We start from the raw sequence: 22,572 nt of genomic DNA, 5'->3' as shown, positions 1-22,572 counted from the left end.
TCATACGGAATTGATGCAGAAATGAGATGAAACAGATGAAATACGATGTCATCGTGGTGGGTGGAGGCCCATCCGGTTTAATGGCTGCCATTGCAGCCGGTGAAAAGAAAGAAAGCGTTCTTCTTATTGATAAAGGAAATAAACTCGGGCGAAAACTCGCCATTTCAGGAGGCGGCAGATGTAACGTCACGAACCGCCTGCCGATTGATGAAATTATTAAACATATTCCAGGAAACGGACGCTTTCTGTACAGTGCGTTTTCAGTTTTTAATAATGAAGATATTATCCGCTTTTTTGAAGGGCTTGGCGTGGCGTTAAAGGAAGAGGACCACGGGCGGATGTTCCCGGTGTCTGATAAGGCGCAGTCAGTGGTGGATGCTCTACTTCGACGACTTGGTGAGCTGAAGGTCGAAATACGCACAAACGCACCGGTAAAGGAATTGTTAGTTGAAGATAGATCGGTTACAGGAATTGAAACGGAATCAGGAGATCGTATTCTCGCTGATGCTGTTGTTCTGGCTGTAGGCGGAAAATCTGTACCTCAGACAGGCTCCACGGGTGATGGTTATCCGTGGGTGCAAAAAGCAGGTCACACCGTCACGGACCTGTTCCCGACTGAGGTTCCTCTGCTGTCATCTGAACCCTTTATCCAGAATAAATCACTTCAGGGACTCGCCTTGCGCGATGCAGCAGTCAGCGTGTTAAATAAAAAAGGCAAAACGATCGTGACTCATCAGATGGACATGCTTTTCACCCATTTCGGACTATCCGGACCCGCCATTTTACGGTGCAGTCAGTACGTAGTAAAGGAAATGAAAAAACAAAAAGGTGCACCGGTCACGATGCATATCAGTGTCATGCCGGATCAAAATGCAGAATCCGCTTTTCAAATGCTTTTTAAACTCGCAAAAGAGGATGCAAAAAAAGCGGTCAAGAACACCTGGAAAGGGCTCGCGCCGGAACGATACCTGCACTTCTTAATGGAAGTTAATGAAATCGATCCGGATCAGCAGGCCGGTACGATCTCCTCTGAAAAAATAAGAGGAATGGCTAAAGCATTAACCGGTTTTGAGATGAAGGTCAACGGAACCCAGTCGATTGAAAAAGCCTTCGTCACAGGCGGCGGCGTTTCCGTAAAAGAAATCGAACCGAAAACCATGGCTTCAAAAAAATGTGATGGCCTGTTTTTATGCGGAGAGCTGCTCGATATCCACGGGTACACAGGCGGCTATAATATTACATCTGCACTCGTAACCGGACGACTTGCCGGAACGAATGCGGCGGAGAAATAATACAGAAAAACCGGACTCCCTTAGGGAATCCGGTTTTTTCGGGGGTCCAGGGAGAACCATTAGACAACTTTTTTGGTTATTTGACAACTCCCTGGTGTTATTTAACGACTCTCTCTGATTATTTGACAACTTACAGGTGTTATTAAACAACTCTCTAATGTTATTTAACAACTCTCTCCTATTTTATCAACCCACTTCGAAAACATTTTGGATAAGAAAGAATCATTCTATTACATGAATCCAACTGACATACTCTGCTGACTTCGTATTTCCAACACATTTAATATCAGCTGACATCAGAGAATGCTTGAATCCCCTTACATCATCGATCAAATAAAATGCACAAAGATCTTTTAACTTTGCCTTCTTGTTAATGAGAAGAAAATAATCTATAAATTGTTCTTGATCTAACTGCTTTTGAGAGTAGCTACAACACTCACATACCCATCTGAATTTTACCTTTTTTAATGTTAACCTATTACATTCAGGACATCGCATGCCTAAATTTAGTTCTTCTATCTTGAGATTGTATTTCTTCAAAGGGTCCTTCCAGATAGGTTTTATTGAAAATTCTTTTAAGGATAAAGTGAGCGCTTTGATTTGCTCGTCAGTGAGGTATACCTTTTGATTCTCTTTTATAAGTTTTCTAATGTGATAGGTAAGCTGATCGCTTTTGATTACTTTCTGGGGTTTTGCAAGTTGGTGATTAGCAGTGTGGAGACTGCTATTGGTAGAGGTAAATACGATGTAGCCAAGTACAGGAATATTTAATCCCAGCTCAGTGAGAATTTTTTTCATTCCCTCCTCTTGCCTATGTATTTGCCAGAGCGGATCCCTGAAATAATTTTCAACCCCATTAATCTCTCTTTTCAAAGAGCTGGCCTCTGGTTGAAATGTCAGTTTTCCAATGATGTTTTTACATTCAATGATAAGAATAAATGAAGGGGTAATATGAATTTGATCGTACTGAATTGTTTCAAAATAAGAGGGTAATGTGAGGTTTTTAATGGTGGAGAAATTCGAATTTGTGAATGGATCTGTCAGAGAGTCCAGGTAGCATTCACCTTTATAGCCTGCTCTGAGTCGGTTTAATTCTTCTTCGAGATAAGCAAGATTTGTATGATTTCTGTCTAACCGAGCAATCAACCTTTCTAGGGTTAGCATATCAAGCGATTTTTTTCTTTCCAAATTTGATCCCTCCTTTTTTGTAAGAATATCACATTCTCATATAAAAAAGGACCAAAACTATAACTTGAATATCTTTTTCCGGCTAATCTAGAATGTCATTTAACAACTTTTCCTATGTTTTTAACAACCATTGTTGATTATTAGACAATTCTTTTAGATAATTTAACAACTCTTACTCGTTATTTGACAACCCCTACCCTTTATTTTTCAATTTTCTCCAAAACCCCGGCGCAGACCGGGTGCATTTGATGCTTTTTACAAACAGAAAAACCGGACTCCTTCGTAAGGAATCCGGCTTTTTAAATTACGCTTTCGGCTTCGTTTCACCCTGATATTCAAGCATGCCGCCTGTCATATTGACGACTCTATAGCCGTGGTCATGCAGGAACCAGCCTACATTTTCACTGCGTCTGCCTGAGCGGCAAATAAGTACATATTCTGTTTCAGTATCGAGCTCATCAAGATGCATCGAAATGTCCCCCATAGGAATATGAGTCGCCTGTGGAATCATTCCTTCAGCAACTTCATCATCCTCACGCACATCAATCAGGTGAAGGGACTCCCCTGCTTCAAGCTTTTCCTGAACTTCTTTTGCTGTTAATGTTTTCAATTCTGACATGATCCAGCACCCTTTCTATCATTGAACTTTTTTCATTATATCAAAAAAGGACCAGGAGACCTATCTCCCGGTCCTTCATTTTAAATCAATTCGCCACAATATTCACAAGCTTGCCTGGCACGGCAATAACTTTGCGGATCGTTTTGCCTTCAACAGCAGACTTGATCGCTTCCTCTTCAAGCGCAACCTTCTCCATCTCTTCACGGGATGCGTCGCGGGCGATCATCATCTTTTGCTTCAGCTTACCATTAATTTGTACGACAATCTCAACTTCGTTATCCACAAGCTTCGACTCATCAAATGTTGGCCATGCAGCGTAACTCAACTCACCTGAACCAACCTTTTCCCAAAGCTCTTCAGCAAGGTGAGGCGCAAATGGCGACAACATTTGTACGAATCCTTTTACATACTCAGCAGGGATCGTATCCGCTTTATATGCATCATTGACAAATACCATCAGCTGAGAGATCGCTGTGTTAAAGCGGATACCTTCGATGTCCTCTGTCACCTTTTTCACTGTCTGGTGGTACACTTTTTCAAGATCAGCGTTTGGTGCATCGGTTACTTTAGCGGAAAGCTCTCCGTTTTCAGTAACCAGCAGGCGCCATACGCGGTCAAGGAATCTGCGTGCTCCATCAAGACCGTTTTCAGACCAGGCAACGGATGCTTCAAGTGGACCCATGAACATTTCATAGACGCGCAGTGTATCGGCACCGTGTGAACGGATAATTTCGTCCGGATTAACGACATTGCCTTTTGATTTACTCATCTTCTCGTTGTTTTCACCAAGAATCATTCCCTGGTTGAACAGCTTCTGGAACGGCTCTTTTGTTGGGACAACCCCGATATCATAAAGAACCTTGTGCCAGAAACGTGCATAAAGCAGGTGAAGAACGGCATGCTCGGCTCCACCGATATAAATATCTACCGGAAGCCAGTGCTTGATTTTCTCCGGATCCGCCAGCGCTTCTGTATTATCTGGATCAATATAGCGCAGATAATACCAGCAGCTGCCCGCCCATTGCGGCATGGTATTCGTTTCGCGGCGTCCCTTCATGCCTGTTTCAGGATGCGTCACGTTGACCCACTCATCAATATTGGCAAGTGGCGATTCGCCTGTGCCTGATGGTTTGATATTTGTTGTCTTAGGAAGCTCGAGCGGAAGCTCTGACTCCGGCACGCCGGTCGTTGTACCATCTTCCCAATGGATGATTGGAATCGGCTCTCCCCAGTAACGCTGACGGCTGAACAGCCAGTCACGCAAACGGTACGTGATTTTCTTTGTACCAAGCTGCTTTTCTTCAAGCCATTCAATCGCTTTTGAGATGGCTTCATCTTTACCAAGACCATCAAGGAAACCGGAGTTCACGTGTTTACCTTCACCCGTGTAGGCTTCTGTTGAAATGTCTCCGCCTTCTACAACCTCTTTAATTGGCAGCTCGAATTTTTTCGCGAATTCGTAATCACGCTCATCATGCGCAGGCACGGCCATAATCGCACCGCTTCCGTAGCTCATCAGCACGTAATCAGCAATCCAGATCGGCATTTTTTCGTCATTGACCGGATTAATTGCATATGCGCCTGTGAACACCCCTGATTTATCCTTCGCAAGGTCCGTTCTTTCAAGGTCACTTTTAGATTTGATCGTGTCAATGTAAGCATCAACTGCAGTCTTCTGGTCATCTGTTGTGATTTTCGCTACAAGCGGATGCTCCGGTGCGAGGACTGCATACGTTGCGCCAAACAGGGTATCCGGACGTGTTGTAAACACATCGAACGTTTCATTCGTTCCGTCAATCTGGAAGTTGATTTCCGCTCCCTCTGAACGTCCAACCCAGTTGCGCTGCATGTCCTTAATGCTCTCAGGCCAGTCCAGCTCATCCAGATCATCAATCAGACGGTCCGCGTAAGCAGTAATCTTCAGTACCCACTGCTTCATCGGACGGCGCTCAACCGGGTGTCCCCCACGTTCACTTTTACCGTCAATAATTTCTTCATTCGCAAGAACGGTTCCAAGTGCCGGGCACCAGTTCACTGCTACCTCATCCACGTAAGCAAGTCCTTTTTCATAAAGCTTCAGGAAAATCCACTGTGTCCATTTGTAGTACTCAGGATCCGTCGTGCTGATTTCACGATCCCAGTCATAAGAGAAACCGAGCTCCTGAATCTGACGGCGGAATGTATCGATATTTTTCTTTGTAAACTCAGCTGGATCATTTCCTGTATCGAGCGCATATTGCTCAGCCGGAAGACCGAACGCATCCCAGCCCATTGGATGAAGAACGTTATAGCCCTGCATACGCTTGTATCGGGAAAGAATATCTGTTGCTGTATAACCTTCAGGGTGTCCAACGTGCAGACCCGCTCCTGATGGATAAGGGAACATATCCAGTGCATAGAATTTCTTTTGGGAAAGATCTTCTTTTGTTTTAAATGTTTTTTCGGTTAGCCAATGTTGCTGCCACTTTTTCTCGATCGACTGATGATCAAAGCTCATGTCGGTTCCTCCTAATGTAAAAATTTACCTAAAATAAACAAAAAACTCCCGCCCCATATATGGGACGGGAGGTAATTAACACTCCCGCGGTACCACCCAAATTCGTGTACACGCGCTCAATCCTTATCGCGGAAAACGGATGATGCTAATGACTTTCACATCATCGACTCAAAGGTGAGTTCACAGTGCTGCCGATCTGCTTTCACCAACCGCAGATTCTCTACATTCAGCCGCTATCCTGCTACTAATCCTTCTCAGCGTCAACTTATTCAATCTATTTCCTTATTGTATGCAAATGTGTTTGGGCTTGCAAGTCTTTTATGAAACGGATGCAACCGGCTCCTCCGCTCTTAAAGGACGATCGTATAAAAGCGTCAAACCAATCGAAAATACGAGAAGCACAATTAACAACATAAACAGTGCCGGCATTCCGTACAGATCGACCATGATTCCGCCGAGCAACGGGCCGATCATCCGGCCTCCAGTTGCCGTGCTGTTCACAACCCCCTGATAAAATCCTTCTCTTCCCTTCGGCGCAAGCCTGCTCGCAATGGTCGGAACAGCAGGCCAGATCAGCATTTCACCAATTGTTAAGACGATCATCGCTGCTAAAAAGCCCATAAAATCACCTGCGTAGGCCGTAATACCAAACGAAAACATAAAAATCACGGTTCCGATCGTCATCTGGATTTTCAAATTATGCTCAAACCGTTTGACAATCGGTTTAATCAGCGGCTGTCCTGCTACAATCAATAATCCATTAACCGTCCAGAGCAGGCTGTACTGTTCAAGTGGAATATTAATCTGCTGCGTATAGTCAGCAATGGTCGACTGCCACTGAACATAACCAACCCAGCAAAGCAGGTAACCTCCACATAAAATGAGCAGCGCGTTAAAAGCAGCTTTACTTTTAATCTTTCCTCTTTCCTGCAAAACATTCGTCTGGATATTCGGCTGAAGCTCAATGTTTTTATAGGTGAAAAGTGCAATCAAAAAGAACACAATATACATAATCAAATTCGCGATAAAAATATATTCAAAAGAAAAAGACGCAACAAATCCGCCAAGCGCAGCGCCTGTTGCCACCCCGACATTGGTTGCAAGGTAAATGGCATTAAACGCTCTTCTCCCACCTTCCGGCCAGACAGAACCGGCCATGGCATACATGGATGGAAACACAATTCCGGATCCAAACCCGATGATGATCATAAAGAAGACATAATGCGGCCATCCGTGCCACACCGTCAGACCCGCTACTGCTGCAAGTGTAATCACGATTCCTAACATAATCGAGCGGTAACCGCCGATTTTATCAAACAAAACACCGCCAAGAAGATTTCCAAGTACACTCGCACCGGCATTGGCCATCAGGACAAGTCCTGCCGTTGTGAGTGATTTTCCAAGCTCTCCGCTTATGTAAATCGTATTAAGCGGCCATAAAAAAGAAGCCCCGGTCACATTAATCATCATTCCAATGACTAAAAACCATAAAGATCGCGGCACTGTACTCCCTCATTTCCCTATTTCACTGTACGTGTATTTATTTCGGGCACCAAATCATTTTACCGGACAATCGTCCCTGTGACAAGATAACCTTTTCCTATAAAACAGTCTCTTTCGGCTGGTTCAATATTGTGTCTCATGATAGAATTCGAACAGGAGACAGACCAGCTGTTTTAACATAAGGAGGTTCACCCTTTTGACAATCAATAATCCATTCCAGTTCGCAGCGGATAATAAACGCTATCATACATGGAATTATCATTTGCGTAACCATTTTGGACATAAAGTATTTAAGGTCGCACTGGATGGCGGCTTCGACTGCCCGAACCGTGACGGCACCGTTGCCCATGGCGGCTGCACATTCTGCAGCGCCGCAGGATCCGGTGACTTTGCAGGAAATCGTGTTGATCCGCTTGAAAAGCAGTTTAATGACGTCAAAACCCGGATGCATCGTAAATGGAAGGAAGGTAAATACATGGCCTACTTTCAGGCATTTACGAATACGCATGCCCCGGTTGAGGTTCTGCGTGAGAAATATGAAAAGGTGCTCGGGTTTGAAGATGTGGTCGGGCTGTCAATTGCCACACGTCCGGACTGTCTGCCAGATGATGTCGTTGACTATCTGGCGGAGCTGAACGAACGCACATATTTATGGGTAGAGCTCGGGTTACAGACGGTTCATGAATCTACAGCCGATCTGATTAACAGGGCCCATGATTTCGAATGCTACAAAGAGGGAGTCAAAAAGCTGCGCGACCGCGGCATCCGTGTATGTTCCCATATCATTAACGGCCTGCCTGGTGAAGACCGTGACATGATGATGGAAACAGCAAAAGCCGTTGCCGATCTTGATGTACAGGGGATCAAAATCCATCTGCTTCACCTGCTTAAAGGAACACCAATGGTTAAGCAGTATGAAAAAGGACATCTTGAGTTTTTAACACAGGAGGAGTATGTTCAGCTCGTCTGCGATCAGCTCGAAATTCTTCCTCCGGAGATGATCATCCACCGTATTACCGGTGACGGACCGATCGATCTCATGGTCGGGCCGATGTGGAGCGTGAACAAGTGGGAAGTACTCACGGATATTGACCGTGAACTGATCAAACGGGAATCCTGTCAGGGCAGCCGTTATCATAGTGAGGTGCAATTGTAATGAAACTGGATCGTATTCTGCCGTATACAAGACAACTGCTGGAGAGAGCCGTCTCCCTAGGTGAGGTCGTCATTGACGCAACGGTTGGAAACGGAAATGATACACTGTTTTTGGCCAGATTAGTCGGGGAACACGGCCGCGTTTACGGCTTTGATATCCAAAAAGAAGCGATTGACGAGACCATGACAAAACTCGAGGAACACGAACTGAAAAACCGCGTTCTTCTTTTCAACCAGGGACATGAAACGATTGAAGATACCCTGCCTCCAGTTCATCACGGGAAAGTAGCTGGGGTTGTCTTTAACCTAGGTTATCTTCCTGGCGGAGATGAGACAATCGTGACACGTCCGCGCACAACGATTTCTGCTGTGGAGCAGTGTTTACGTGTGATGAAGCCTGGCGGGATGCTCGTGCTTGTTGTGTATCACGGTCATCCTGAAGGAGCCGTGGAGCGTGATTATCTGCTGCGTTTTGCCGAACAGATCGATGGCATGGAGGCGCATGTGCTGCGTTATCAGTTCATTAATAATCAAACGCCTTCGCCTTTTATTATTGCGATTGAGAAAAGATAACTTACAACATTTAACTTGAAAGAACCGGACCTGCCACCTCCTACGCTTTCTTTGTCTAGCTGCGGCGACTAGCCCATCGAGGTCATAAGTCAAAGCTGAACGAGGGCGAAGATCAGCCCTCTTTTCATCTTCGTCTTATGCTTGTCGGGGCTGGACGAGTCGCCTCCGCCTTTCTAAGACCGGGCGGTGAACCCGCTGTTCTACGCACAATCGGTTTCACCTGTCCCTTCCTGTCACAGGAGTCTTCGGAGGTGGCAGGTCCTTTGTTGAGATTAAAGATTGTAACTTAAATTCAAAAAATGCGAGTCCGGTCGCATGGTTTTTGATTAAAGCTGCTAAATAACGGCAAAGAGTTGTTTAATAACAATGGTAAGTTGTCAAATAATGGATCAAAGTTGTCTAATCATACAGATAAGTTGTTTAATAATCAGAAAAAGTTGTTAAATAAAGTTTAAGTCCGTTCCTAGAACCAGTTAATCCATGATCGTTAATATGACGGTAAACAAAATAACACCAAAAACAATACCAAACAACGCCTGCAACAGAATCTGCTTAAACTTCCGATCATCATTTCGGGCTTCTTCAGCATCGTTTAAAAATGAGAAGATCCCAGAGGTGAAAATAGCATCCCATAGTTTCCAGCCTTCTTTATTCTTCTTATCCCTATTCTCCTGATTATCCAGCCAAACCCCTCCTATTTGCTTTAATACTTAATAAATCATCATCTGCTAAAACCATATAGACATTTTACAATTGTTTTTCTATGAGGTTTTATTATTCATAATCTAATCAGTGTATATTTCTTTATTCAACAATCCTTATTAAATTCCTTTTTATGAAAATTAATTAATTTATAATTCAAGGACTTTTTAAATGAACTGACAGAAGTACCGGGGAAATCCTCAAATATAGCGTTTGAGAAATTCTAATTAATATAATGATGAGTTCGACCCGGTTTTCTTTTCTTTTCAATCAACAATAAAAAGCATGCCCCGCTTCATCCAGAGGATGCGTCCCGGACCGGTTTGCTCCATAAATACCAAATCCCCCGATAAAGATAAAAAATCAGGACCCCTAAAGGTCCTGATTTTTATTTAAGCATGCGCTCCGCTATTCGTTTAAACGAATTTACCTTATCCTCAAAATCATACGTAATCGTCGTCAGCATAATTTCATCCGTTCCATACTCCTCTGACAGACGGTACAATTCTTTTTCGATATGGTCAATATCACCGATAATCATACGCTTGCGATTTTCCTGCACTCTCATCATTTCATAAGGTGTATACGCATAGTTCATCGCTTTTTCAGGGCTTGGTGTACCTTTTGACGGCATGCCTTGTTCCAGCATAACCATTGAAAGATCAAGACTTGAAGCGATGCGCTCAGCATCCTCCATTGTTTCTCCGCAGATCGTGAAAACCGCTACAGTATTTTGTGGCTCTTTATAATAATCAGACGGCTCAAATCTCTCTTTGTAGCGTTTTGTGTAAAGAGGCCCGCCTTCTCCATTGATAAATAGGGCAAACGTATATGGCAGTCCTTTTTCTGCTGCAGTCAGGGCTGATGAAGGACTTGATCCAAGCACCCATACATCTGGAACGGTCTGTGTGACAGGCGTTGCTTTGATGTTTCCGTATGGATGATCAGCCGGTACGTCGTCATGCAAGTATTGAAGCAGTTCATCAATCTGCTCAGGATAGCGGTTGATATCACGCGGTTTCCCGTCACCAAGCGCATAGGACGCCCGAGGCATACCACCGGGTGCACGGCCAATTCCCAGATCGATTCTGCCTGGTGTTAATCCTTCTAATACTTTAAAGTTTTCTGCTACTTTGTATGAGCTGTAGTGAGGGAGCATAACGCCGCCTGACCCTACTTTTATTCTCTCTGTTTTAGAGGCAAGATGAGCAATTAATACTTCCGGTGAAGAACCTGCAAGAGTAGGTGCATCATGATGCTCAGAAACCCAAAAGCGTGTATAACCGAGTTCATCAGCTATCTTTGCCAGCTCTACAGTTTGTTTCAACCCTTCTTCTGCCGTACTTCCCTCAGCGATGGACGATTGATCCAGTATACTTAATTTTAATGTCATTCCGGTCACTCCTTTGCCTTTTCATTATTCTTCAGATGACAACGCGAACGCAAGAAACCTGCTCAGCTATTAATCAAATAAAAAACCGGAATCTCCAAATGCGATGGGATGTCCGGTGAAGGCTTGTCAGATCATTAAATTGTCTTTTTGGCTATAGTATTGCCGGAGAACATTTTAGAGACATTCCGGTAGGCTCTGCCATTTAAGTAGAAGAAAAAGCTTACCGGACCACTTGAACGGATCATCTTCCAGGCAAGTTTTTTCACCTCAACCTGGCTGTGAACTTTTTCATCAGACAGATAGACACCAAGAAGCCCCCGGTTAATCAGTTTGTGAAAACGGCTGTGGGGCAGCTTTCCTGTATGAATGTCTGCCTGTTTCACAAAATGCTGAAGCCGGTTAAAAAGAGCGTTGTGATCCGGGTAGTAAAAACAGAAATTCAAATCCCCTTCTGCACGGTCTTCCTCCTGGTCAATAAAGTAATCAAGTAAAATATGCAGTCCCTGAATATAAGGAAAGTAACCTTCCTGAATCATTTTTGCATGTTCCTTCTTAAAATCCGGCCTTAATGAGTAGGATACCAGACAAAAAATGCCCAGGGTGGAACCGGTACATGCTGAAAATTCATACCACTCCATTCCCGGAAAATCTTTACGATGATCGTTGAACCACTGCTGCAGTCTGTGTTCCCGTTCATTTTCCTGAACATGCTTATGTATTTGCAGATCACAATACAGGCGGGACAGGTGGAGAAGTTCATCTTTTATAAGCGGATAATTAGGAATCCTTGACAATACGTCCTGACAGCGCATCACGAGTGATGTTAAGTAACTGGGTTCCTGGTCCTCTCTGCATTCATAGTAATTCCCAGGCACCGCACCGACCGTTAATGCATCCTCCATGGCACGATGAAGACAGGCAAAATCTTCAGGATCGAGTGAGGTACTGCGGTCACAAAGATTGTCAAGATAATCACTGATCGTCTGATACGCCACAATAAACTCTATGGCATCACGTTTTCCATGCAGCGCCAAAAGCCCCATGATCCCTCCACCTTCACAGTGAAAGGTTTTATCATGAAGGCTGTCCAGCGCCTGTTTTCTAAGCTCTTCGTTGTCTATGTGGACGGCTTTCTCTTTCCAGTAAGCCAATTCCCTGTGAACAATCGGAAATACTTTTCGATATACCTGATTCATTAAAAAAAGCGGTTCATTCGGTATTGCCATCCTGATCACCTCTTTTTATACATCATAGCCAATCGACCGGAGTCTGTTACGTGCGAACGACTCCGCATAATAAAATACTTCTTCTCTTTCAGGTTCGTTAAATAGTTCATGGTAGCACTGTGGCCATTCCTTTACCTGCATCTCTGTCAACGGCAGCTGAAGGAGCCACTTTCTTGCCGGCGCACTATCCACCAGTCTGTTGTCTCCACTCTGCATGAGCAGGACCGGAATATCCGGGAATGTCTTGCCGTCAACTGATACATATTTCATCGCCTGAAGAACTTCGCGATACCATCTGACGGACACTCTTGAAATGTAGATTGGATCTTCAATGTCCAGTTCAATAATTTCCTCATTTCGTGTAGCATCCGTAATCGGAAACCCGAAAGAAAAACGATGTTCCGGAGACAGTTTATTTAAGCTCCCTGATAAAAGCTGGGTTGTTTTAGATGGAGTGTATTTATAAGCAAAGCTCGGATTAGACAGAATCAGGCCTGCTATTTCCTTGTTAACCTTCTGAAGCATTCTGACGGCGATTAACCCGCCAAGTCCGTGACCGAGTAAAAAAACAGGCAAATCAAACAGATAAGCCGCTTCAATCCATTCATTAACTGCAGCTTCATATTCTTTAAATGAATCAATGTGACCTCTTTCTGTGCGCTTCACCATTCCCTGTCCCGGCAGATCTCCCATTACGACATGGTAACCTTTCGACCTCCACATTTCTATCAGCCAGCCGTAACGTACGTGATGTTCAAATTCTCCATGAATGATCACGATCACGCCATGAGCCGCATGTTCCGTTTCCCATTTCCACATGACCGGATTCCTCTCTTTCTGACTGTGTTTGTTGCGTAAAAGCCTATATTTTCAGTTTTAAATCGTGACTGTGATACACTAAACTATAACATAATAAAGACTGATTAAAGGAGCGATAACATGATCATCCCTTATAAAACCCACCACCCAAAGCTGCACGAAAGCGTCTACATATCAGACTCTGCAATGGTTTCCGGAGATGTGACAATCGGGGCACATTCAAGCGTCTGGCCTGGCAGTGTCATCCGGGGTGATGTATCTCCAACCATCATCGGAGAAAGGGTCAATATACAGGATCTGTCTGTGCTCCATCAAAGTCCGGATCGTCCACTGATCATTGAAGATGACGTAACAGTTGGTCACCAGGTTACACTTCACAGCTGTGTCATTAGAAAAAAAGCATTAATCGGGATGGCATCTGTCATTCTTGATGGAGCGGAAATTGGAGAAGGAGCCTTTATAGGTGCCGGCAGCCTCGTACCGCCAGGCAAAAAAATTCCTGCCGGCATGATGGCTTTTGGCAGACCCGCAAAAGTGATCCGGGAAGTGACCGATGAAGACCGGCTTGATATGGAGCGGATCAGCAGAGAATATGCTGAAAAAGCCCAACTTTATAAAAAGTCGGAAGCTGATCATAAGAATGGAGATGATCGTTAATGAGTGATCCTCATGCTGATTGAATCTTTTGGGCCTGATTCATTTGTGTTACTCGCCGGACTACTTCTTGTTGCCGGCGTTCTTGTCGCTAAATTCTCTAACCGCTGGGGACTTCCATCCCTTGTTCTCTTTATCGTAATCGGGATGATTATCGGAAGTGACGGTTTAGGTATCGTATATTTTGATAATGCCAGCGCCGCACAGTTAATCGGTATTGTCGCGCTCGTCATCATTTTGTTTGAAGGGGGTCTTCAGACAAAATGGAATACTGTCCGCGCTGTTGCCTTACCTTCACTCTCCCTTGCAACACTTGGGGTGCTGTTGACTTCCGGCATTGTCGGCTATTCGGCTTACTTGATTTTCGATATTACGCTCCTTGAAGGAATGCTCTTTGGCGCGATTGTTGGTTCTACTGATGCTGCGGCTGTTTTCGCAGTATTAAAAGAACGAAACATTAAAGCAAAAATGGGGGCAACCCTTGAAGCTGAATCAGGGACAAATGATCCCATGGCCATCTTCCTTACTCTTTCCTTTATCGAATTGCTGACTTTGGAAGATGCAACGATTCTCGGGATGGTCCCTTCTTTCTTCTGGCAAATGGGAGCAGGGCTTGCACTCGGATTAATCTTCGGGAAGGTTGCATCAGAATCACTCAACCGTATTAAGCTTGAGTCAAGCGGACTGTATCCGATCTTTTCTGTTTCTTTTGCTCTTCTCACTTACAGCGTTACAGCAATTATAGGCGGAAGTGGATTTCTCGCCGTTTATGTAGCAGCTTTAATTATTGGTAACTCTGAATTGACATATCGCTACTCTATTTTTCAATTCAATGAAGGATTTGCCTGGATGGCACAGATTCTGATGTTTATCATCCTTGGCTTGCTCGTCTTCCCCGGTCAGCTTTTTAATTTCGATATTATCGTAAACGGACTTATCTTATCAGTTATCCTTATTTTTATTGCACGTCCTGTTGCTGTATTTTTATCGACGATCGGGATGAAGTACGAATTTAAGGAAAAGCTGTTTATATCCTGGGCCGGACTGCGTGGAGCCGTCCCGATTGTATTGGCGACTTTTCCGATTGTGGCCGGATTACCAAACAGTCAGCTCTTTTTCAATGTCGTCTTTTTCATTGTTTTAACTTCAACACTTATTCAGGGCTCAACTATTTCAAAAGTAGCTGCCCTGCTTGATCTGGTGGGACCTAAGAAAGATACGCCCCATCACTCACTGGAGTTAATCTCAATCGGAAAAGCCAACGCTGAAATGATTCAATTTCATACAAACCGTGATATTGAAATAGTAGGAAAAAAGCTGAAAGACCTTAATTTCCCTCATCAGGTCACCATCAGTGCCATCGTCCGGAACGACCAGCTGATCAGTCCTTACGGTGAAACAGAAATCAAAGCAGGTGACTTTCTTTATATTCTTGTATCTACGCAGCATAAGGATGAGGTGCGTAAATTACTGGAGAAAAAGAAAGTCAGACAACCGGTTAAGCCGGCTGTAGAATAATAAAAAAACACCCCATAAAAGTTAGACTAGTGTCTAACTTTTATGGGGCAGTTCAACATGTGCTCTTTTTTATTTGAATTCCATCTCGATTTTCCCGTCCTTCAGCACGAGTCTTGCACTGAATGTTTTCCCATTTTTACTTTTAAAGCCCTTTAATAGAGCAGTCTGTCCCTTTTCACAGAGGGCTTTAATTTGGGCATCTGAAAGTTTTTTTGATAATAATATTTTCGGCAGCGTCTGGCGGCAGCCGTTTTTATATTCATTACAGCCGTAGAATCCGCCTTTATCCACCATTTTACCTTTTTTACACGATGGACAGTCAGCGAGAGATGAGGATCTTTTCTTCGTCCCTGTGCCGCCTTGACCTTTTGGAATCGCGCCTATTTTCTCTGGCGCTGTCTGCATCATATGCTCAATAAATGAGCCTATATTTTTCAGGAACGCCTCCTGATTCCCCTGTCGTCTGCCGATCTTCTTCAGGTAAGCCTCCCACTTTGCGGTCATCTCCGGGCTGCTCAGAAGCGTTCCTTCAATGACTTTACAAAGTGTGACCCCCTTATCCGTCACACTTACGTTGTTTTTAGTAATCGTAATGTACTTTTGTTTTTTCAGCGTATCGATAATCGACGCACGAGTCGCTTCTGTTCCTATCCCTTCGACTTCTTTTAATACAGCCTGATCCTGTTCGTCTTCCAGCAGTTTACCCGCTGTCTTCATCATCAAGATCAGCTGACCTTCTGTATAGGGCTTTGGCGGCTTGGTCACGTCCTCTTTCACATTTACCTTACTTGGCAACATATCCCCCACCGTTACATTTGGAAGTATCGCGTCCTTTTTATTCGTCTCATTAAAAAGCTCTTTCCAGCCGCGGATTTTTTCAACTGTTCCTTTTGCTGTAAACAGCAGCCCGTTTATATCTACCTCGATGACGGTTTCCTCATAGTGATAATCTTCATGAAACATTGCCAGTGTGCTGTTAACGATTTCTTCGTAAACATTCCGCTCCATCGGCTTCAGTTTCTCAAGACGGTCTTTAGTCAGCAGCTTTCTCGTCGGGATGATGGCATAGTGCTCCTGAACTTTCTGATCCTGAACGTATTTTGGTCTTGGACGTGGATGCTTTACATCAAATGAAGCGCCAACTGATTCTTTCATTTTTTCAACCTGTGCCGCTAAATAGTTAAATTCATTTCTTGTAATAAACGGACAGTCAGTTCTTGGATAAGACACAAGTTTTTTCTCATACAGATCTTGGACCGTTTTTAATACATTCGATGGACTGTACTTAAATCTCCTGTTCAGCTTCGCCTGCAGCGTAGAGAGACTGTGCAGACTCGGTGCCTGCATTTTCTTCTGCTTCTTTTCTGCTTTAGAAACGGTCCCGTTAAGCGTTTTCCCCTCTTCAATATAATGCTTTTGAAGAATCTGCGCGGCTTCTTCTGACGTTTTAAACGATTCTTTATGTTTCGTCTGAAAGTTGATGTCTTTTGCCTGATGATCAGCTAGCAACTGGAAAAACGGCTCAGGCTTAAAGTTTTCGATCTCATGCTGCCGCTGCCAGATCATATAGAGCGTCGGTGTCTGAACGCGGCCAACGCTGAACGGTCCATCAATTCCTTTTTCCTGAAGCAGCAGCGTATACAGCCTCGACATATTCATCCCGACAAGCCAGTCACTCAGCTGTCTCGTTTGCGCTTCATCGTAAAGAGGCAGATAATCCTCCCCATCCCGAAGCTCCTGAAATCCTCGACGGATCACATCTTTTTCAAGCGAATTAATCCATAAACGTTTCGTCGGTTTATGCATCATGTTGGCCTGTTCAATAATGGAACGGGCAATATTCTCCCCTTCACGGTCACTGTCTGTTGCAACGATGATCTGATTCGCTTTTCTTAACAATCCTTTAATGATGTTAAATTGAGCCCGTTTTGCGTACGGGACTGTAAATTTGAATTCATCCGGAATGATCGGAAGTAAATCGAGCCGCCAGCGTTTCCATTCTTTTTTGTAGGCATGAGGTTCCTCCAGTGATACGAGATGACCGAATCCCCAGGTAATAGCGGCACCACCCGGGAAAAGCGGATCGGAGATTTCATAATAGCCGTTACTTTTTTGGGCTGATGAAAATGCATCAGCGTAGCTTTTAGCCTGTGATGGTTTTTCGGCAAGGATGACTGTGTACAAGGGAATTCCTCCTAAGTTGTTTTTGAGGGAATGTGTATGGGGAGTGTTGCGGATTGTTTTATTTTATCATTGTTGGATGTGGAACGCGAACGTTTATTCGGAGAGTGGTTTGCATGAGAGGAACTGTGGAAGTATACAAAAAACCGGTCCGGGACCATCCTGCGCTTTCCGTGGCCGGGCGGTGAGCCCATTGCGCTTCGCACAATTGGTCTCACCTGTCCCTTTCCGCCACAGGAGTCTCCGGATGATCCCGGACCTTTGAGATGAAAACGGGAATTTTTAATACATTTATTTGTTAGAACAGTACAATTCGGTCCGCAGAACGATACAAATTACAATCGGAACATGACAAAAAAACGGAACCTGCACAAGTCAGGTTCCGGTTTTATTATTTACGATTGATTACGCGTTTACTTCTGCTTTTAGCACGTCAGCTTTGTCTGTTCTTTCCCATGGAAGGTCAAGGTCGTTACGGCCGAAGTGTCCGTATGCTGCTGTCTGCTTGTAGATTGGACGGCGCAGGTCAAGCATTTTGATGATGCCGGCAGGGCGAAGGTCGAAGTTATTGCGCACGACTTCGATCAGTTTTTCTTCATCAGCTGTACCTGTTCCGAATGTGTCGATTGAAATGGATACTGGCTGTGCTACACCGATTGCGTAGGCAAGCTGTACTTCACATTTGTCAGCAAGGCCTGCTGCCACGATGTTTTTCGCTACGTAACGGGCTGCATAAGCACCTGAGCGGTCAACCTTTGTTGCATCCTTACCAGAGAATGCACCACCGCCGTGACGTGCATAACCACCGTATGTGTCAACGATGATCTTACGTCCTGTAAGACCTGCATCTCCCTGAGGTCCGCCGATTACGAAGCGGCCAGTAGGGTTGATGAAATACTTTGTATTGTCATCAATCAGATGAGCTGGAACAACCGGCTTGATGACATGCTCCTTCAGGTTGCGCTGGATACGGTCCAGGCTTACTTCAGGGTGGTGCTGAGTTGAAATAACGATTGTATCGATGCGTACAGGCTGGTTATTTTCATCATACTCAACCGTTACCTGTGTTTTTCCATCCGGACGAAGGTAAGGAAGGATGTCTTCTTTACGCACTTCTGTCAGGCGGCGTGATAATTTATGAGCAAGTGAAATCGGAAGAGGCATAAGCTCTTCTGTTTCGTTGCAGGCAAAGCCGAACATCAGACCCTGGTCACCCGCTCCGATTGATTCGATTTCAGCGTCAGTCATATTGCTTTCACGATCTTCAAGGGCACGGTCAACACCTGCTGCAATGTCAGCTGACTGCTCATCGATTGATGTCAGCACTGCACATGTTTCAGCGTCAAAGCCGTATTTTGCACGTGTATAGCCGATTTCACGAATCGTTTCGCGCACGATTTTCGGGATATCAACATAAGTAGATGTTGAAATTTCTCCGGCTACGAGTACAAGACCCGTCGTTACAGATGTTTCACAAGCCACGCGGGCATTCGGATCATCCTTTAAAATGGCATCAAGAATTGAATCAGAAATCTGGTCACAAATTTTATCCGGATGTCCCTCCGTTACGGACTCGGATGTAAAAAGATGACGTTTTGTTGACATGAAAGTCTCCTCCTTGTGAAGCGTATATAGTCGACGGTACTCATTACCCTTAGAGATCGAACGTTAACCTTTTATGATCTTCCAAGTATCGGCCAAAATAAAAGAAACCTCTCCCCATGTTTGTGAGGAAAGGTTCATTCGTCAGATCGCCTTTCACTCTTATCGTTCAAGACAAGTTCGTCTTGCTACAGGTTAGCACCTTCGCTCAAGTGATGGTTTTACCGCAAAAGCTGTTCGCTTTTTTGCAGAGCAGGTTGCTGGGTTTCATAGGGCCTGTCCCTCCACCAGCTCGGGATAAGAGTATCCGTTCAAAGAACAATCATACGGAAACAGCCGGGTGATGTCAACACTTACTTTTTCAGAAACAGAGTCACGATAAATGTCAGAAAATACGAACAGATTTCTTCTTTATTTCATTATAATGTAAGGGCTTTCAATTCAGGGCTGGAAAATGTTATGTTTGATAGGTGAAGTATTTTATTTAAGGAATAGGAATATTTCTGTGACAATCCTGTAAATTCGATTAATTAGTATAGACTATTTAATCAAATGTGTTATACTAATTTCGAACAAAGGGATAACCATTTTTAAAAAAGGGTGGGAATGCAATGACAACAATCCGGAATTCATCAGACCTTCAGGAACTACTTATGAAAGACAATGTGTATAAAAACTTATCTGTTCCTCAGCTGACTGAAAAAGTACTCATGCGTGAAGAAGGAACATTAACTTCTACCGGAGCAGTCCGTGCCGAGACAGGTACATATACCGGCCGCTCACCTAAAGATAAATTTATCGTGGATGAGCCGTCAGTACGTGACCAGATTGACTGGGGCAATGTGAACCAGCCGATTTCACAGGAATCGTTCGAGCGTTTATATGAAAAAGTCCTTGCTCATCTGTCTGAAAAGGAAGAGCTATTCGTGTTCGAAGGGTTTGCAGGAGCTGACCTTGATTCAAGATTGCCAATTCGAGTAGTAAATGAGCGCGCGTGGCATAACCTGTTTGCCCACCAGCTCTTCATCCGCCCGAAAAAAGACGAGAACTGGAGCAGCCCGACAGAGTCACCATTTACCATTTTGTCCGCTCCTTCGTTAAAAGCTGATCCAGCTAAAGACGGCACGCGTTCAGAAACATTTATCGTTGTTTCATTCGAACAGCGTACGATCCTGATCGGCGGGACAGAATACGCGGGAGAAATGAAGAAATCGATCTTCTCTGTTATGAACTACCTTCTTCCACAGAAGGATATTATGCCGATGCACTGTTCAGCGAACGTTGGGGCTGAAGGTGATGTTGCTCTGTTCTTCGGACTTTCCGGTACAGGAAAAACAACGCTGTCTGCTGACGCTGACCGCCGCTTAATCGGGGATGATGAGCACGGCTGGTCCGATAACGGCGTGTTCAATATTGAAGGCGGCTGCTATGCAAAGTGCATTCAGCTTTCAAAGGAAAAAGAGCCACAGATTTATAACGCGATCCGCTTCGGATCCGTACTTGAAAACGTTGTGCTGGATCCTGATACGAAAGAACCTGATTACGATGATTCATCACTGACTGAAAATACGCGTGCCGCTTACCCGCTACAGGCAATGGATAATATCGTGGACCCAAGCAGAGCGGGACATCCAAATACGATCATTTTCCTGACAGCTGATGCGTTTGGCGTACTGCCTCCGATTTCGAAGCTAACGAAAGAACAGGCGATGTACCACTTCCTAAGCGGATACACATCCAAGCTTGCAGGAACAGAGCGCGGTATTACTGAACCGGAAGCCACATTCTCAACCTGCTTCGGCTCACCATTTCTTCCATTGAAGCCAACCGTTTATGCTGAGATGCTCGGCAAAAAAATGGAAGCTCATGACGTTGAAGTGTTCCTTGTTAACACCGGCTGGACAGGCGGCGCATACGGAACCGGCTCTCGAATGAAGCTTGCTTACACAAGAGCCATGGTCCGTGCAGCACTTCACGGTGAACTGAGAAATGCTGAAACAACAAAAAGCGGACTGTTTGGTCTTGAGACGCCTCTTCACGTTCCAGGTGTTCCGGATGATGTACTCGTTCCACGTTTTGCATGGCCGAGCGAGGAAGCCTATGAAGCAAAAGCGATGGAACTTGCAGAGAAGTTTAAGGAAAACTTCAAAAAGTTCACAACCGTTGATGAAAAAATCGCTGAACTTGGCGGTCCTGTTGTATAATACTGATTGGGGTCAATCAACGAACGTACACATAGAAAAAAAGAGTCCTTAACAGGGCTCTTTTTTAATGCTTGTTATTCTACGAAACCGTGCCGGGACATTCCTATTTGCGGCCGAGGAAAAGGATAGCTCGTGCTCTCTTTAACGTTGTCTATTTTTAAGGGCTTCAGACACGAATCGCTCAAACCATAGAGATTATAAACAATGTATTAGGACTGGGGGACATCCGTAGACTCCTATGGCGGAAAGGGACAGGTGAAACCGATGTGCGAAGCATAACGGGTTCACCGCCCGGCCATGGAAAGCGGAGGATGTCCCCCAGCCCGGTTTTCTTCTATCTGATTGAATATATGAGGAATGTCCCGGCACGGCTTTCGAGAACTACCTTCTAGTAAAAAAGAGCCCAATTAAGGACTCTTTTTAGTTACTCGACTGCAATGTCTTAAGTTCGTATGAGATAATCGTTGCCTGGTCGCGCCATTCGAGGCGGTGTATTTCAGCTGTACCTTTTAGTTCACCTTCAATTGTTTTGCGCACTTCAAGTGGTACATGCATTGGATAAAGCCTGTACCCGTCCTTGATCAGCTGAAAAAAGTTTTCCTGCTGACGCACTTCTTTTCCTTTTGTGACAATCATCGTATTCATTTCAAGAGGCATCCCCATGATTCTTCACTCCTTTCTGATGTTTCATCCATGTCGTTAATTTTTTTACAACACTCAGATTTTCAAGCGGTGGAAAATTATGATCGAAGTGTTCATAATACCACGTATCGCATTTTTTACCGAGTTCCTTCAGGCGATTTTCAAGTCTCACGGCGTGTTCGAAGGTTACATTTGTGTCTAGTACGCCATGTATGATCAGAACCGGACAGTGAATATGCTCTGCATCGTAAAGCGGGGTTCGCCATTTATAAGATTCAGGCTGTGTTTTAGGAGAACCGCCAATGACTCTTTTCATCATTCTTCTCATGTCTTTTCTTTCACGATAAGTCAGTTCCATATCTGATACGCCGCCCCAAGTGACCATGGAGGTGATATTTTCGAGTTCTACGGCTGCCTGCAGCGCCATGACGCCGCCGCGGGAGAATCCGAAAATATGCAGCGACCCGTTGACATTAGGATGATCTCGTAAATAGGCAGCTGCTGAGAATACGTCATTACGGTCTTCTCCTGCGAAATCCTCATTGCCTTCTCCCCCTCTATTTCCTCTGTAGTATGGGGCAAATACGACAAATCCCTGCTGGGCAAACTGGGCAATTCTTGAGGGTCTGACCATACCTACTCCCTTGATCCCTCCGCGCAAATAAAGAAACGCATCATATGTCCCTTCTTCTGCAGGCTCTGCTAAAAGTCCTTTTACCCGAAGTCCGTCTGACCAGTAAATCACTTCATGCATCTTGACGGAGGCAACGGGTGAAGGATACGGATTTCTGGTTAACTCCACTC

At 44.6% G+C, this 22,572-nt stretch carries 17 protein-coding genes, 1 riboswitch and 1 other annotated feature; of the genes, 6 read left to right on the top strand and 11 right to left on the bottom strand.

From position 1 onward, the window contains the following. Positions 1-35: 35 nt before the first annotated feature. Positions 36-1,292: a BaiN/RdsA family NAD(P)/FAD-dependent oxidoreductase gene (locus tag E2491_RS08665; protein ID WP_134375113.1), complete on the top strand. Its 1,257-nt coding sequence runs from the start codon at positions 36-38 to the stop codon at positions 1,290-1,292. A gap of 222 nt (positions 1,293-1,514) precedes the next feature. On the opposite strand, the gene E2491_RS08660 is transcribed toward E2491_RS08665, so the two are convergent. The 4 genes from E2491_RS08660 to E2491_RS08645 all read right to left on the bottom strand — a co-directional run bounded on the left by E2491_RS08660 (position 1,515) and on the right by E2491_RS08645 (position 7,099). After that, on the bottom strand, positions 1,515-2,480 hold the full coding sequence (locus E2491_RS08660; RefSeq protein WP_134374980.1) for a nuclease-related domain-containing protein: 966 nt from the start codon (positions 2,478-2,480) through the stop codon (positions 1,515-1,517). A 304-nt stretch (positions 2,481-2,784) separates the two neighbouring features. Then, entirely contained in the window at positions 2,785-3,099 is a 315-nt protein-coding gene (locus E2491_RS08655; protein WP_134374978.1) for a rhodanese-like domain-containing protein, read from the bottom strand. 85 nt (positions 3,100-3,184) lie between these two features. Continuing rightward, positions 3,185-5,596 (bottom strand): leucine--tRNA ligase, encoded by a 2,412-nt coding sequence (leuS, locus tag E2491_RS08650; RefSeq protein WP_134374976.1) that lies wholly within the window; start codon positions 5,594-5,596, stop codon positions 3,185-3,187. Between the two features lie 57 nt (positions 5,597-5,653). Beyond that, positions 5,654-5,863: a binding site (T-box leader), on the bottom strand. 51 nt (positions 5,864-5,914) lie between these two features. Next, positions 5,915-7,099: an MDR family MFS transporter gene (locus E2491_RS08645; RefSeq protein WP_134374974.1), complete on the bottom strand. Its 1,185-nt coding sequence runs from the start codon at positions 7,097-7,099 to the stop codon at positions 5,915-5,917. A gap of 196 nt (positions 7,100-7,295) precedes the next feature. Between E2491_RS08645 and mnmL the strand changes: the two genes are divergently transcribed. Then, positions 7,296-8,255, top strand: a complete 960-nt coding sequence (gene mnmL, locus E2491_RS08640) for a tRNA modification radical SAM protein MnmL/YtqA (protein ID WP_134374972.1) — start codon at positions 7,296-7,298, stop codon at positions 8,253-8,255. After that, a complete protein-coding gene (gene mnmM, locus E2491_RS08635; RefSeq protein ID WP_134374970.1) occupies positions 8,255-8,827 on the top strand; it encodes a tRNA 5-(aminomethyl)-2-thiouridylate-methyltransferase MnmM in 573 nt (190 codons plus the stop codon). The genes mnmL and mnmM overlap by 1 nt, the downstream gene beginning before the upstream one ends. Positions 8,828-9,917: 1,090 nt before the next feature. On the opposite strand, the gene E2491_RS08625 is transcribed toward mnmM, so the two are convergent. The 3 genes from E2491_RS08625 to E2491_RS08615 all read right to left on the bottom strand — a co-directional run bounded on the left by E2491_RS08625 (position 9,918) and on the right by E2491_RS08615 (position 12,967). After that, positions 9,918-10,922 (bottom strand): LLM class flavin-dependent oxidoreductase, encoded by a 1,005-nt coding sequence (locus E2491_RS08625; protein WP_134374968.1) that lies wholly within the window; start codon positions 10,920-10,922, stop codon positions 9,918-9,920. Between the two features lie 134 nt (positions 10,923-11,056). Beyond that, on the bottom strand, positions 11,057-12,148 hold the full coding sequence (locus E2491_RS08620) for a tetraprenyl-beta-curcumene synthase family protein (RefSeq protein WP_134374966.1): 1,092 nt from the start codon (positions 12,146-12,148) through the stop codon (positions 11,057-11,059). A gap of 15 nt (positions 12,149-12,163) precedes the next feature. Next, positions 12,164-12,967 (bottom strand): alpha/beta fold hydrolase, encoded by an 804-nt coding sequence (locus E2491_RS08615; RefSeq protein ID WP_134374964.1) that lies wholly within the window; start codon positions 12,965-12,967, stop codon positions 12,164-12,166. Between the two features lie 120 nt (positions 12,968-13,087). Here E2491_RS08615 and E2491_RS08610 point away from each other — a divergent pair, with 120 nt between their 5' ends. Together E2491_RS08610 and E2491_RS08605 are read left to right on the top strand one after the other, a co-directional pair. Continuing rightward, positions 13,088-13,624, top strand: coding sequence for a gamma carbonic anhydrase (locus E2491_RS08610; protein ID WP_134374962.1), 537 nt, complete (start codon positions 13,088-13,090; stop codon positions 13,622-13,624). A gap of 12 nt (positions 13,625-13,636) precedes the next feature. Continuing rightward, positions 13,637-15,139, top strand: a complete 1,503-nt coding sequence (locus E2491_RS08605) for a potassium/proton antiporter (protein ID WP_134374960.1) — start codon at positions 13,637-13,639, stop codon at positions 15,137-15,139. A 69-nt stretch (positions 15,140-15,208) separates the two neighbouring features. Here E2491_RS08605 and E2491_RS08600 read toward each other — a convergent pair whose 3' ends face one another. Continuing rightward, positions 15,209-17,323, bottom strand: a complete 2,115-nt coding sequence (locus E2491_RS08600) for a type IA DNA topoisomerase (protein ID WP_134374958.1) — start codon at positions 17,321-17,323, stop codon at positions 15,209-15,211. A gap of 402 nt (positions 17,324-17,725) precedes the next feature. Next, on the bottom strand, positions 17,726-18,925 hold the full coding sequence (gene metK / locus E2491_RS08595; protein ID WP_134374956.1) for a methionine adenosyltransferase: 1,200 nt from the start codon (positions 18,923-18,925) through the stop codon (positions 17,726-17,728). Between the two features lie 156 nt (positions 18,926-19,081). Beyond that, positions 19,082-19,226, bottom strand: a riboswitch (SAM riboswitch). Between the two features lie 307 nt (positions 19,227-19,533). Here metK and pckA point away from each other — a divergent pair. Next, positions 19,534-21,126, top strand: a complete 1,593-nt coding sequence (gene pckA, locus E2491_RS08590) for a phosphoenolpyruvate carboxykinase (ATP) (protein WP_134374954.1) — start codon at positions 19,534-19,536, stop codon at positions 21,124-21,126. A gap of 420 nt (positions 21,127-21,546) precedes the next feature. Here the strand turns inward: pckA and E2491_RS08585 are convergent, their stop codons facing one another. Continuing rightward, positions 21,547-21,789 (bottom strand): DUF2584 domain-containing protein, encoded by a 243-nt coding sequence (locus E2491_RS08585; RefSeq protein WP_134374952.1) that lies wholly within the window; start codon positions 21,787-21,789, stop codon positions 21,547-21,549. Next, positions 21,773-22,570 carry an alpha/beta hydrolase family protein gene (locus E2491_RS08580; protein WP_371414465.1) on the bottom strand — a complete coding sequence of 266 codons (798 nt, stop codon included), beginning with the start codon at positions 22,568-22,570 and terminating at the stop codon, positions 21,773-21,775. The genes E2491_RS08585 and E2491_RS08580 overlap by 17 nt, the downstream gene beginning before the upstream one ends. Positions 22,571-22,572 lie beyond the last annotated feature (2 nt).

Source organism: Jeotgalibacillus sp. R-1-5s-1, assembly GCF_004405105.1.
Lineage (GTDB): Bacteria > Bacillota > Bacilli > Bacillales > Jeotgalibacillaceae > Jeotgalibacillus.
This window is presented reverse-complemented; position numbering and strand designations above follow the sequence as displayed.

Bases quoted from the DNA above. Each gene is read 5' to 3' on its own strand.
- E2491_RS08610 (WP_134374962.1), top strand. From the start codon at position 13,088: ATGATCATCCCTTATAAAACCCACCACCCAAAGCTGCACGAAAGCGTC.
- E2491_RS08625 (WP_134374968.1), bottom strand. From the start codon at position 10,922: ATGACATTAAAATTAAGTATACTGGATCAATCGTCCATCGCTGAGGGA.
- E2491_RS08665 (WP_134375113.1), top strand. From the start codon at position 36: ATGAAATACGATGTCATCGTGGTGGGTGGAGGCCCATCCGGTTTAATG.
- E2491_RS08605 (WP_134374960.1), top strand. From the start codon at position 13,637: ATGCTGATTGAATCTTTTGGGCCTGATTCATTTGTGTTACTCGCCGGA.
- pckA (WP_134374954.1), top strand. From the start codon at position 19,534: ATGACAACAATCCGGAATTCATCAGACCTTCAGGAACTACTTATGAAA.
- E2491_RS08585 (WP_134374952.1), bottom strand. From the start codon at position 21,789: ATGGGGATGCCTCTTGAAATGAATACGATGATTGTCACAAAAGGAAAA.
- metK (WP_134374956.1), bottom strand. From the start codon at position 18,925: ATGTCAACAAAACGTCATCTTTTTACATCCGAGTCCGTAACGGAGGGA.
- mnmM (WP_134374970.1), top strand. From the start codon at position 8,255: ATGAAACTGGATCGTATTCTGCCGTATACAAGACAACTGCTGGAGAGA.
- E2491_RS08615 (WP_134374964.1), bottom strand. From the start codon at position 12,967: ATGTGGAAATGGGAAACGGAACATGCGGCTCATGGCGTGATCGTGATC.
- E2491_RS08620 (WP_134374966.1), bottom strand. From the start codon at position 12,148: ATGGCAATACCGAATGAACCGCTTTTTTTAATGAATCAGGTATATCGA.
- E2491_RS08655 (WP_134374978.1), bottom strand. From the start codon at position 3,099: ATGTCAGAATTGAAAACATTAACAGCAAAAGAAGTTCAGGAAAAGCTT.
- leuS (WP_134374976.1), bottom strand. From the start codon at position 5,596: ATGAGCTTTGATCATCAGTCGATCGAGAAAAAGTGGCAGCAACATTGG.